9 protein-coding genes are annotated in these 12,990 nt (G+C 64.2%); 3 read left to right on the forward strand and 6 right to left on the reverse strand.

Features of this window, described 5'->3' with window-relative positions; genetic code table 11:
• Positions 1-40 precede the first annotated feature (40 nt).
• The 4 genes from ACCQ09_RS11805 to ACCQ09_RS11820 form a co-directional block, all read right to left on the reverse strand.
• Positions 41-916, reverse strand: coding sequence for an alpha/beta fold hydrolase (locus ACCQ09_RS11805; protein WP_052844677.1), 876 nt, complete (start codon positions 914-916; stop codon positions 41-43).
• A gap of 195 nt (positions 917-1,111) precedes the next feature.
• The gene (acnB, locus tag ACCQ09_RS11810; protein ID WP_040941367.1) at positions 1,112-3,703 is read right to left on the reverse strand and encodes a bifunctional aconitate hydratase 2/2-methylisocitrate dehydratase; all 2,592 of its coding nucleotides are present in this window, start codon (positions 3,701-3,703) and stop codon (positions 1,112-1,114) included.
• Between the two features lie 52 nt (positions 3,704-3,755).
• Entirely contained in the window at positions 3,756-4,163 is a 408-nt protein-coding gene (locus ACCQ09_RS11815) for a type II toxin-antitoxin system VapC family toxin (RefSeq protein ID WP_011037032.1), read from the reverse strand.
• Positions 4,160-4,417 (reverse strand): AbrB/MazE/SpoVT family DNA-binding domain-containing protein, encoded by a 258-nt coding sequence (locus ACCQ09_RS11820; protein ID WP_011037031.1) that lies wholly within the window; start codon positions 4,415-4,417, stop codon positions 4,160-4,162. The genes ACCQ09_RS11815 and ACCQ09_RS11820 overlap by 4 nt, the downstream gene beginning before the upstream one ends.
• Before the next feature lie 148 nt (positions 4,418-4,565).
• Between ACCQ09_RS11820 and acnA the strand changes: the two genes are divergently transcribed.
• Positions 4,566-7,334, forward strand: coding sequence for an aconitate hydratase AcnA (acnA, locus tag ACCQ09_RS11825; RefSeq protein WP_040941368.1), 2,769 nt, complete (start codon positions 4,566-4,568; stop codon positions 7,332-7,334).
• Positions 7,335-7,523: 189 nt separating this feature from the next.
• Here acnA and ACCQ09_RS11830 read toward each other — a convergent pair whose 3' ends face one another.
• Entirely contained in the window at positions 7,524-7,970 is a 447-nt protein-coding gene (locus ACCQ09_RS11830) for a nuclear transport factor 2 family protein (protein WP_228427906.1), read from the reverse strand.
• Between the two features lie 97 nt (positions 7,971-8,067).
• On the opposite strand from ACCQ09_RS11830, the gene rpfB reads away from it, so the two are divergent.
• Positions 8,068-9,750: a fatty acyl-CoA ligase RpfB gene (rpfB, locus tag ACCQ09_RS11835; RefSeq protein WP_011037028.1), complete on the forward strand. Its 1,683-nt coding sequence runs from the start codon at positions 8,068-8,070 to the stop codon at positions 9,748-9,750.
• 176 nt (positions 9,751-9,926) lie between these two features.
• Complete coding sequence (gene rpfF, locus ACCQ09_RS11840) at positions 9,927-10,796, forward strand: diffusible signal factor synthase RpfF (protein ID WP_011037027.1); 870 nt, start codon at positions 9,927-9,929, stop codon at positions 10,794-10,796.
• Between the two features lie 12 nt (positions 10,797-10,808).
• Here rpfF and rpfC read toward each other — a convergent pair whose 3' ends face one another.
• On the reverse strand, positions 10,809-12,989 hold the full coding sequence (rpfC, locus tag ACCQ09_RS11845) for a sensor histidine kinase RpfC (protein ID WP_011037026.1): 2,181 nt from the start codon (positions 12,987-12,989) through the stop codon (positions 10,809-10,811).
• Position 12,990: the final 1 nt, after the last annotated feature.

Consider the following 12,990-nt stretch of genomic DNA (forward strand, 5'->3'; position numbering starts at 1 on the left):
TGTTGGGCCGGCACGCGCGCTCGCTGCAACTGGTGGCGCTTTAAGTTGCCACTTGCCGGATCAAGGCGATCGACGCGCGACGCGATGCGACGAACCGTTCCCGATCCAACGTCCGTCCCAACCAGCCCAGCAACTGCGCATTGACGAAGGCCGGGTTCTCCAATGTGGCGATGTGGCCCGCATCGGGAACCAGCTCGTAATCGCAGTTGATCACCTCGGCCATCAGCAACAGTTCTTCCACCGGCCGGGGAATGTCGTACTCGCCACCCATCAGCAGCGTGGTGGCCGGATTCAGATGTGCAAGGCGTTCCAGCGCATCCTCGCGCCCGAAGATCAATCGCCCCAGCGGCACGATCGCGTCCCGCAAATGATCGGGCGACAAGGCCGCCAGGCGTTGTGCGAACGCCACAGGCAAAGGCGAGGCCAGATCGATCGCCGGGCGGAAGAACAACGGCACGATCGCCGACACCAGCGTCGGCGTCACCTGCCCCGCCGTGGCGATGGCATCCAGCAGGCCGAAGTAGCGCTCACGCGTCACCTGCGGCTCGGCCCCCAGATAGGTATCCATCAGCACCAGGCTGCGCACGCGCGTTGGCGCCATCAGCGCCAGTTCCGCGGCCCACATGCCGCCAACGGACAGCCCGACCACGGCGCACTCTTCGATCTGCAACGCATCCAACAATGCCAGCATCTGTCGCGCCAGGTCACCGATGGTCTGCGTACCGGCCGGCAACGGCCCCGATGCGCCATGCCCCCACAACTCGGGAACGATGACGCGATAGTGCGGTGAGAGGGCCTGGATCTGCGGTTCCCACATTGCCGCATCCCAGAGGTAACTGTGTCCCAGCAACACCGGGAACCCGTGACCATGTTGTGCGTAGTGCAGCGGTTGACCAGCGATCGTGCAAGTGGGCATTGGACATCGAACCGCAATGGGGGAAGCGGCGACACTCTAGACCCGTGCACTTCAGATTTTTGTTGCAGCGCGCCAGAGGAGTTACCTGCGATTTGCGTTGGCACACGCACTTGTGCGGCCAGACGAAGCCAGTGCCCGTTAAACGAAAAACGCCCGGCAGTGCCGGGCGTTTTGCGACGAACGTGCTGCGCTCGATCAGGCAGCGACAGTGTCGGCCACGTCCTGATATTCCTGGATCTGATCGAAGTTCATGTAGCGGTAGATATGCTCGCCACTGGTCTTGATCACGCCCACATCGGCCATGTACTCGTCCTTGGTCGGGATGCGACCCAGACGCGAGCAGATTGCCGCCAGCTCCGCCGAACCCAGATATACGTTGGTGTTGCGACCAAGGCGATTCGGGAAGTTACGCGTGGAGGTGGAGAACACGGTGGCGCCCTCGCGTGCCTGCGCCTGGTTGCCCATGCACAGCGAGCAGCCCGGCATTTCCATGCGTGCGCCGGCCGCGCCGAAGGTGCCGTAATGGCCTTCCTTGGTCAGCTCGGAAGCATCCATCTTGGTCGGCGGTGCCACCCACAGGCGGGTCGGGATATCGCGCTTGCCTTCCAGCAGCTTCGCCGCGGCACGGAAGTGGCCGATGTTGGTCATGCACGAACCGATGAACACTTCGTCGATCGCCGCACCGGCAACCTCCGACAGCATCTTGACGTCGTCCGGGTCGTTCGGGCACGCCACGATCGGCTCGTGGATATCGGCCAGATCGATCTCGATGACGGCGGCGTATTCGGCGTCGGCATCGGGCTGCAGCAGCTGCGGATCGGCCAGCCACTCTTCCATCTTCTTGATGCGGCGGCCCAGCGTGCGCGCATCGGCATAGCCTTCGGCAATCATCCAGCGCAGCAGGGTGATGTTGCTGGTCAGGTATTCGATGATCGGCGCCTTGTCCAGGTGCACGGTGCAACCGGCCGCGGAACGCTCGGCGGACGCGTCGGACAGCTCGAACGCCTGCTCCACCTTCAGGTTCGGCAAGCCTTCGATTTCCAGGATGCGGCCGGAGAAGATGTTCTTCTTGCCCTGCTTGGCCACGGTCAGCAGACCGTCCTTGATCGCGTACAGCGGGATTGCGTTGACCAGGTCACGCAGGGTCACGCCCGGCTGCATCTCGCCCTTGAAGCGCACCAGCACGCTCTCGGGCATGTCCAGTGGCATCACGCCGGTGGCGGCGGCAAAGGCCACCAGGCCGGAGCCGGCCGGGAACGAAATGCCAATCGGGAAACGGGTGTGCGAGTCGCCGCCGGTGCCGACGGTGTCGGGCAGCAGCATGCGATTGAGCCAGCTATGGATCACGCCGTCGCCCGGGCGCAGCGACACGCCGCCGCGGGTGGAGATGAACTCCGGCAGCGTGTGGTGGGTCTTGACGTCCACCGGCTTCGGATACGCCGCGGTGTGGCAGAACGACTGCATCACCAGGTCGGCCGAGAAGCCCAGGCAGGCCAGGTCCTTCAGCTCGTCGCGGGTCATCGGACCGGTGGTGTCCTGCGAGCCCACCGAGGTCATCTTCGGCTCGCAATAGGTGCCCGGGCGCATGCCCTGGCCTTCCGGCAGACCGCAGGCGCGGCCAACCATCTTCTGCGCCAGCGAGAAGCCCTTGCCGGTGTCCGGCGGGTCCATCGGCAGACGGAACAGATCCGAGGCCGGCAGGCCGAGGAATTCGCGTGCCTTGGCGGTGAGGCCACGGCCCACGATCAGCGGAATGCGGCCACCGGCGCGCACTTCGTCGAACAGCACGTCCGACTTCATTGCGAACTCGGCAATCACCTGCCCGTCCTTCAGCGCCTTGCCGTCATACGGACGCAACTCGACCACGTCGCCATGCTCCATCTGCGACACGTCCAGCTCGATCGGCAACGCACCGGCGTCTTCCATGGTGTTGTAGAAGATCGGTGCGATCTTCGAACCCAGGCACACGCCGCCGAAGCGCTTGTTCGGGATGTACGGAATGTCTTCGCCGGTCCACCACAGCACCGAGTTGGTCGCCGACTTGCGCGAGGAACCGGTACCGACCACGTCGCCAACATAAGCAACCAGATGGCCCTTGTCCTTGAGATCGGCGATGGCCTGGATCGGGCCGCGCTTGCCGTCTTCTTCCGGCACGAAGGCCGCGCCTTCGCGCGCATTCTTCAGCATTGCCAGTGCGTGCAACGGGATGTCTGGGCGGGTGGTCGCATCCGGCGCCGGCGACAGGTCGTCGGTGTTGGTTTCGCCCGGCACCTTGAACACGGTGATGGTCATGCTCTGCGGCACTTCCGGCTTGCTGGTGAACCACTCGGCATCGGCCCAGCTCTGCAGCACGGCCTTGGCGTGCGCGTTGCCGGCTTCGGCCTTTTCCTGCACGTCATGGAACGCATCGAACACCAGCAAGGTGTGCTTGAGCGCTTCGGCGGCGGTGGCGCCGAGCTCGGCGTTGTCCAGCAGCTCGATCAGCGGATGGATGTTGTAACCGCCCAGCATGGTGCCCAGCAGTTCGGTGGCACGCGTCGGCGAGATCAGCACGCTGGTCTCGGTGCCGAACGCCACCGCGGCCAGGTACGAGGCCTTGACCTTGGCGGCGTCATCCACGCCGGCCGGCACGCGCTGGCTGAGCAGCTCGACCAGGAAGGCCTCTTCGCCGGCGGGCGGGTTCTTCAGCAGCTCGATGACCTCGGCGGTCTGCTGCGCGGTCAGCGGCAGCGGCGGGATACCGAGCGCTTGGCGCTCTGCAACGTGGTGGCGATAGGCTTCCAACATGCGGATTCTCCAAAGGACAGCTAGTGAATGTGTAGAACGCGAAAAACGTGGATCAGGCAGCGGGCTTGGGCACGATGATCTTCAAGCCCTTGAAGTAGTCGCGGAAAAAACTGTCGTCGCGGGTGATCAGGCCGTCGCATTGCAGCATCGCGTGCGCACCGATCAGGAAGTCCGCCACCACCCGTTCGCGCTTGCCGCCGCGCGCACGGAAGCGGCGCTGCATCTCGCCGGCGCGCAACGCCGATTTGGCCTCCAGCGCGTTGAAGCGGATGCTCATGTCTTCCAGCACCGACAGCGCTTCGGCGCCATCGCGCAGCGCGCTGCAGACCTCGGCCAGCACCACGTCGCAGACCACCACCGGGCCGGTGCTCAGGCATTGGCGCAGGCAGGCTTCGGCGGCGTCGGCTTGCGCGCTGTCGGCCAGCAGGTCGACCAGCACCGATGAATCAATGGCGATCATGCGCCGGCTTCGGGATCGAGCGGATCGCCCGGCGCACGCCCACGGATGGCACGCATCGCATCGTCGGTGCTGGCAAAGCCGTCCAGCTTGAAGCGGCCGCGTGCGCGTGAAATGGCATCGTCAACACTCTTGCGCAGAATGATGCGGCCGCCTTCCAGCTCGACCTTGAGCGTGGTGCCCTTGGTCAGGCCCAGCGCGTCGCGCACCGCCTTGGGCAGCGTGATCTGGCCGCGTTCGGCAACAGTGGCTTCCATGGGCGCTCCGCGGAAAAAGTATGCATGAATTCTACATACTTGACTTGTCGTACTCAAGGCCACATACCGGTGTGCACAAACCGGGCGTACACACTGAATCGGTCACACTGTGGCCGAGCCTAAAGCCTGCAAGCCATAGGAGTGATGCATGAGCGATTCCTTTTTCACCCGCACCTCGCTAGAGGTCAACGGCCAGCGCTACGACTACTACAGCCTGCCCAAACTGGGCGAGCGCTTCGATGTCGCCCGCCTGCCCTACTCGATGAAGATCCTGCTGGAGAACCTGCTCCGGCATGAAGACGGTGGCGTCACCGTCGGCAAGGACCACATCGAAGCGGTCGCCAAGTGGGACCCGGCCGCCGAACCCGATATCGAAATCGCCTTCATGCCCGCGCGCGTGGTGCTGCAGGACTTCACCGGCGTGCCCTGCGTGGTCGACCTGGCCGCGATGCGCGACGCGGTGGTCAAGCTCGGTGGCAACGCCGACCAGATCAATCCGCAGATTCCCTCCGAACTGGTCATCGACCACTCGGTGCAGGTGGACGTATTCGGCAAGCCCGAAGCGCTGGATCTGAACGGCAAGATCGAATTCCAGCGTAACCAGGAGCGCTACGGCTTCCTGCGCTGGGGCCAGAAGGCCTTCGACAACTTCAAGGTGGTGCCGCCCAACACTGGCATCGTCCACCAGGTGAACCTGGAGAATCTGGCACGCGTGGTGATGAGCGCGGACAAGGACGGCACCCAGATCGCCTATCCGGACACCGTGTTCGGCACCGACAGCCATACCACCATGATCAACGGTATCGGCGTTCTGGGCTGGGGCGTGGGCGGCATCGAGGCGGAAGCGGCGATGCTCGGCCAGCCCTCCTCCATGCTGATTCCGCAGGTGGTGGGCTTCAAGCTCACCGGCAAGCTGCCCGAAGGCGCCACCGCCACCGACCTGGTACTCACGGTCACCCAGATGCTGCGCAAGCACGGGGTGGTGGGCAAGTTCGTGGAGTTCTACGGTGAAGGCCTGCAGCACCTGCCGCTGGCCGACCGCGCCACCATCGGCAACATGGCGCCGGAATACGGTGCCACCTGCGGCATCTTCCCGGTCGATAACGAATCGCTGACCTACCTGCGCCTGTCCGGCCGCAGCGAGGAGCAGATTGCACTAGTGGAGGCCTATGCCAAGGCACAGGGCCTGTGGCACGACGCCGATACCCCGCATGCGCAGTACAGCGCCACGCTGGAGCTGGACATGGGCGACGTCAAACCGTCGCTGGCCGGCCCCAAGCGCCCGCAGGACCGCGTGCTGCTGGAAGACATGCAGTCCAACTACCGCGAAAGCCTCAAGCCGTTCGCCGAGGCGCGCAGCAAGCGCTTGGCCGATACCAAGCAGGAAGACCGGCTCAAGAACGAAGGCGGCGGCGGCACCGCGGTGGGCGCCAAGGCCTCGCAGGCCGAAAGCGCTGGCGACAGCGGTGCGGGCTGGCAGCTGCGCGATGGCTCGGTGGTGATCGCGGCGATCACCTCGTGCACCAACACCTCCAACCCGGCAGTGATGCTGGGCGCCGGCCTGCTCGCCCGCAATGCCGCGGCCAAGGGCTTGAAGGCGCAGCCCTGGGTGAAGACCTCGCTTGGGCCGGGCTCGCGCGTGGTCACCGACTATCTGAGCAAGGCCGGCGTGCTGGCCGATCTGGAACAACTCGGCTTCTACGTGGTGGGCTACGGCTGCACGACCTGCATCGGCAACTCCGGCCCGCTGCCGGAAGGCGTCTCGGCGGCGATTGCCAAGGATGACCTGGTGGTGACTTCGGTGTTGTCGGGCAACCGCAACTTCGAAGGCCGCGTGCATCCCGAGGTCAAGATGAACTACCTCGCCTCGCCGCCGCTGGTGGTGGCGTATGCGATCGCCGGCACCACCGACATCGACCTCACCCGCGACCCGCTCGGCACCGGCAGCGACGGCCAGCCGGTGTACCTGCGCGACATCTGGCCCAGCAACAAGGAAATCGGCGACACCATCGCCGCCACCGTCGGCCCGGAAATGTTCAAGCAGAACTACGCCGATGTATTCAAGGGCGATACGCGCTGGAACACCATCGCCTCGCCGGATGGCGCGCTGTACGAATGGGATGCCGGGTCCACCTACATCAAGAACCCGCCCTATTTCGAAGGCATGACGATGCAGGTGGGCCACGTCGACGACGTGCATGGCGCGCGCATCATGGGCTTGTTCGGCGACTCGATCACCACCGACCACATCTCCCCGGCCGGCAACATCAAGAAGGATTCGCCCGCGGGCCGTTTCCTGCAGGAGCGCGGCGTGCAGCCGGCCGACTTCAACAGCTACGGCAGCCGGCGCGGCAACGACGATGTGATGGTGCGCGGCACCTTCGCCAATATTCGCATCAAGAACCTGATGTTCGGTGGCGAGGAAGGCGGCAACACGCTGTATTTCGGCAAGGACGGCGCCACGCCTGAGAAGCTGGCCATCTACGACGCGGCGATGAAGTACAAGGCCGACGGCGTGCCGCTGGTGGTGCTGGCCGGCAAGGAATACGGCACCGGCTCCTCGCGTGACTGGGCCGCCAAGGGCACCAACCTGCTGGGCGTCAAGGCCGTGGTCGCCGAAAGCTTCGAGCGCATCCACCGCTCCAACCTGGTCGGCATGGGCGTGCTGCCACTGCAGTTCCTGGAAGGCGAAAATGCGCAAACCCTGGGCCTGGATGGCTCCGAGGTGCTGGACATCACCGGCCTGCAGGACGGCGCCAGCCGTCGCGCTACCATCGATGCGAAGAAGTCCGATGGCAGCGTCAAGCAGTTCCAGGTCAAGGTGCTGCTGCTGACGCCGAAGGAAGTGGAGTACTTCAAGCACGGCGGCCTGCTGCAGTACGTGCTGCGCCAACTAGCCGCCCGCAAGGCAGCCTGATTGCACTGAAGTGATGTTCTCGACACTCCCGCCGCCCGGCGGGAGTGTCGTTTTTGGGCAACGGATGTCTCGCAAGCGTGGCTGGGGATCGCCTGATGGCGGTGAAACAGCACTGCGTCTGTGAGCCAAGAAGAGCGCACGCACTGCACCAGTCCGATATGGTCGCGCTCGCTGATATTGGAACCTGCCCTACCCGCCACCTGCCGTCCACTGCGCGTGGTACAGCTCCCAGTCGCTGCCACGCAGCCGCCAGCCGGTGGTGACCTGGTAGTGCTGCGCCTGATCAGGCAGCCAGCGTCCGCCGCCGCCGGTCAGCAACACGCTGAAGCGCACGGTTGCCGTACTGTCCTGCATCTGCACGTCCACCGGCCCGACGGTGACGCCGATCGCTTGATGACCCAGCAGTTGCAGTTGCAGCAGGCGCCGCGCCCCGGCCGCGTCCATGCCGTGCTCGCCGACAAAATCCTCTGCCACCGGCGCCATCGCCCCGCGTACATCGCGTGCCTCGATCGCCGCGCGCATCTGCTCCACCGTGGCACGCAGCCGCTGCTCCGGGCCCGGCTTCGCGCAGCCGGCCACCAGCAGCACGCAGAACGCGACTAGCCCGACCTGCCACCTCAAAATGCTGCTGCGCATCACGCTTCGCCTTTTCCATCCATGACGGTATGCTGCCAGTTGCTGTGGCGCCGTGGAACATGGCACGCCACCAACGAATACCCTGGAGGGGGGGCAGATGAGTCAGGCACGTCCTTGGTTGCAAAGTTATCCGGCCGGAGTGGCCGCGGAGATCGATCTGGAGCAGTTCCGCACCGTGGCGGAGGTTTTCGCCACCTCGGTGGCGCGCTTCGCTGATCGTCCCGCGTATCACAGCTTCGGCAAGACCATTACCTACCGCGAAGCAGATCAGCTGGTCGACCAGTTCGCGGCCTATCTGCTCGGCGAGTTGCAGCTGAAAAAAGGCGACCGCGTCGCCTTGATGATGCCCAACTGCCTGCAATACCCGATTGCCACCTTCGGCATCCTGCGCGCCGGTCTGACCGTGGTGAACGTCAACCCGCTCTACACCCCGCGCGAGCTCAAGCACCAGTTGATCGACTCGGGCTCCAGCGTGCTGGTGGTCATCGACAACTTCGGCACCACTGTGCAGCAAGTGATCGCCGACACGCAGGTCAAGCAGGTCATCACCACCGGCCTGGGCGACATGCTCGGGTTCCCGAAGGCCGCACTGGTCAACTTTGTTGTCAAGTACGTCAAGAAGCTGGTGCCGGAGTACCGCATCAACGGCGCGATCCGCTTCCGCGACGCGCTGGCACTGGGCCGCAAGCACCGCGTCCCGACCCTGCAGATCGAGCCGGACGACATCGCCTTTTTGCAGTACACCGGCGGCACCACCGGCGTGGCCAAGGGCGCAATGCTGACCCACCGCAACCTGGTCGCCAACATGCAGCAGGCGCACCAGTGGCTGGCCGGCACCGGCAAGCTGGAAGAAGGCCACGAGGTGGTGATCACCGCGTTGCCGCTGTACCACATCTTCGCGTTGACGGCGAACGGCCTGGTCTTCATGAAGATCGGCGGCTGCAACCACCTGATCAGCAACCCGCGCGACATGCCGGGCTTCGTCAAGGAACTCAAGAAGACCCGCTTCACCGCGTTTACCGGCGTCAATACGCTGTTCAATGGCTTGCTCAATACGCCCGGCTTCGATCAGATCGACTTTTCGTCGTTGAAGATGACCCTCGGCGGCGGCATGGCAGTCCAGCGCTCGGTCGCCGAACGCTGGAAGCAGGTGACCGGCCTGACTCTGGTCGAGGCTTACGGCCTGACCGAGACCTCGCCCGCCGCCTGCATCAACCCGATGGATCTGGTCGACTACAACGGCTCGATCGGCCTGCCGATTCCGTCCACCGATGCCTGCATCAAGGACGACGACGGCAAGGTGCTGGCGCTGGGCGAGATCGGCGAGCTGTGCATCAAGGGCCCGCAGGTGATGAAGGGCTATTGGAAGAAGGCCGACGAGACCGCCAAGGTCATGGACGCCGAAGGCTGGCTGCACACCGGCGACATCGCGCGCATGGACGAACGTGGCTTCGTCTATATCGTCGACCGCAAGAAGGACATGATCCTGGTGTCCGGCTTCAACGTGTACCCCAACGAGATCGAAGACGTCATCGCGACGATGCCGGGCGTGCTCGAAGTGGCCGCAGTCGGCGTGCCGGATGAAAAGTCCGGCGAAATCGTCAAGGTGGTGATCGTCAAGAAAGACCAGGCCCTGACCGCCGAGGACGTAAAGGCGCACTGCCGCACCAACCTGACCGGCTACAAGCAGCCGCGCGTGATCGAGTTCCGCAAGGAATTGCCGAAGACCAACGTCGGCAAGATCCTGCGTCGCGAATTGCGGGATGCGGCCAAGGCATAGCCAACCGTGCAACCGCAGAGTTGAAGACGTTCAGTCGTCATGACGCCCGCGACGCCGCAAGGCCTTGCGGGCGTCTGCTTTTGCACGCATAGAATCCGATGTCGGCGCACGCTCACGCGTTCACCCTTATCTCCGTCCGCAAGGCGGCCGGCCGGACGGTCTCACGGAGAACCACCATGTCTGCAGTTCAACCCTTCATTCGTACCAATATTGGCTCGACCCTACGCATCATCGAAGAACCGCAGCGTGACGTTTACTGGATCCATATGCATGCCGACCTGGCCATCAATCCCGGGCGGGCCTGTTTCTCGACACGCCTGGTCGACGACATCACTGGCTACCAGACCAACCTGGGACAACGCTTGAATACTGCCGGTGTGCTGGCGCCGCACGTGGTGCTGGCATCGGACAGCGACGTGTTCAATCTGGGCGGTGATCTGGCCCTGTTCTGCCAACTGATCCGCGAAGGCGACCGCGCCCGCCTTCTCGACTACGCCCAACGCTGCGTGCGCGGCGTGCATGCCTTTCATGTCGGCCTGGGCGCGCGTGCGCACAGCATTGCGCTGGTCCAGGGCAATGCGCTTGGCGGCGGGTTCGAAGCGGCACTAAGCTGCCACACGATCATTGCCGAGGAAGGCGTGATGATGGGGCTGCCCGAAGTGCTGTTCGACCTATTTCCGGGGATGGGCGCCTACTCCTTCATGTGCCAGCGCATCAGTGCGCACCTGGCGCAAAAGATCATGCTTGAAGGCAACCTGTATTCGGCCGAACAGCTGCTCGGCATGGGCCTGGTCGACCGTGTGGTACCGCGTGGCCAGGGCGTGGCCGCAGTGGAACAGGTGATCCGCGAGAGCAAGCGCACGCCACACGCGTGGGCGGCGATGCAACAAGTGCGCGAAATGACCACCGCCGTGCCGCTTGAGGAGATGATGCGCATCACCGAAATCTGGGTAGATACCGCCATGCAACTCGGCGAAAAATCACTGCGTACCATGGACCGCCTGGTGCGCGCGCAGTCGCGTCGCTCAGGGCTCGACGCGGGCTGATGCGCCGGCGGTCTATTCGTTGCTACGGGGGGAGCACTCGCCGTCCTTGACGCCCTGCACGCGTGCGTCGAGTGCATCCTTTCCCGCCTTCAACTGCTCGCGCAGTGTGGACAGCCGCAGCCGCCATTCTGCCTGCAGCTGCCAATCGGCCATGCGCATCAGCTCGCCACCGCTGCTGGCAACCTGCGCCAGACCAAGGTTGCTGGCCACGCCGCGTAAGGCATGCGCACTCTCGCGCAGTTGTTCCCAGTCCGAGCACGTGCCATCGCGTTCGATATCGCCCACGCAGTTCTGCGCATCGTCCAGACACTGGCGCACGAACTGGCGTTCGAATTCCTCGCCCATGCCCAGCGCGGCCAGCTCGTCCAGCACGCTGGAATCGAGCACGCCTTCGAAACTTGTCGCCACCTGCACCGTGGTTGCCGGCGTCGCCAACTGCCGGGTGCTCACTGCCAGATCGGCCAGGGTGTCGAGCAACTTGGCCGCCACGACAGGCTTGGCCAGAAACGCACGCGCGCCGGCCTGTTCGCAGGCGCGAATCGCTTCGGGCGTCACGTCGGCGCTGAGCACCACCACTGGCGTGTAGCGCATGCCACTGGCCTGCATCACCCGCAATTGCTTGAGCATGTCCAGGCCGTTCATGCCCGGCATGTGCAGATCCACAATCACCGCGTCGTAATCCTCTTCGGCCATCGCATCGAGCACCTGCTCGGCGCCGTTGACGCACAGCACCTTATGTCCAGCCTTCTCTAGCAACCGCTGCAGCACCATGCGGTTGGCTTCGTGGTCGTCGGCCACGAGCATGCGCATACTGCGCACACGTGCGCGATGACGCAGGAATGGGTTGGAAAAAGCGATGATGTTGGAAGATTCCAACTCCTCGGGCGCATCCACCAACGCCCCGGTCGGCACCCGTACGGTCGAAGATTTCAGCGGCTCGCCGATCGCCATCGGCAGCTCGAACCAGAACACGCTGCCGCTTGGCTGATTTTCCTTGAACCCGATACTGCCTCCCATTGCCTCTACAAGGCCCTTGGCGATGGTGGTGCCCAGGCCGGTGCCCTCGTAACGGCGCGACAACCCGACATCGGCCTGCTCAAAGGCCTCGAACAGCCGCGGGCGCATGTCCATCGGCACGCCGATGCCGGTGTCTTCCACATCGAAGCGCAACCGGACGGCGTCCTCGGCACTCCCGGACACGCGCGTGACCCGGAGCAACACATGCCCGTGCTCGGTGAACTTGACCGCATTGCCGACCAGATTGAGCAGTACCTGACGCAGATGAGCGGTGTCGCCCTTGAGCAGGTCGGGCACGTCGTCGGCCACCTGCGTGCCGTACTCCAGCCGGCGCCCCCTGGCCTGCGGCTGCAGGATCAAGTTGACCGAGCCGATCATCTCGCGCAGCGAGAAGTCGCGGCGATCGATACGGATCTTGCCGGCCTCGATCGCCGAAATATCCAGCACCTCTTCCACCAACGACAGCAGGCTGCGCGCCGATGCCTGGATGGTGTTGAGGCACTCCTTCTGCTCGGCGTCCAAGCGCGTGGTCGCCAGCACTTCGGTCATGCCCGACAGCCCGTTGAGCGGCGTGCGGAACTCATGGCTCATATTGGCCAGGAAGCGGCTCTTGGCCTGGTTGGCGTGCCGGGCTTCGCGCACTGCACGGGTCATCGCACGTAACAGCGAGTCGAAGTACAGCGGCACCGCAATCAGGCCCAGCAACAACCCCCAACTCAGATAGGGATTGGCTTTCCAATAAGGAGAAATCAGGATGGCACCGAGAAAACACAGGCTGCCCATTGCGGTCGCCGCACGCAGATAGTTGCTGCCATAGCGCAGACCGTTGCCGATGGTCACCCACATGCACACCGCATACAGCGGCGAGGCTGGCTCGCCCTGGATGGCCATGATCGCGCCGGTGCAGGTGTAGTCGAGCAGCATCCCGATCAGCCGGCGCGTATGCGACACCTGCGGTCGCAGCAGGATTGCCACCATCAAGCCCAACGACACCAGCAGCTCGCCGACCAAGATCAACCAGGTGGCCATCAAGGTATCGCCGTGGGTGTGCTGATAGCGCCATCCCAGGTACGAAATGAACAATGTGGTGATGATGATGCGGATCAGATTCTGCGCGTGTTCCGAATCTGCTCGCCCTGACAGGCGCCGCTTCAACCATGGCAATGGAGACTTCATA

This window comes from Xanthomonas sp. NCPPB 2586 (genome assembly GCF_041475775.2).
Classification (GTDB): Bacteria; Pseudomonadota; Gammaproteobacteria; order Xanthomonadales; family Xanthomonadaceae; genus Xanthomonas; species Xanthomonas campestris.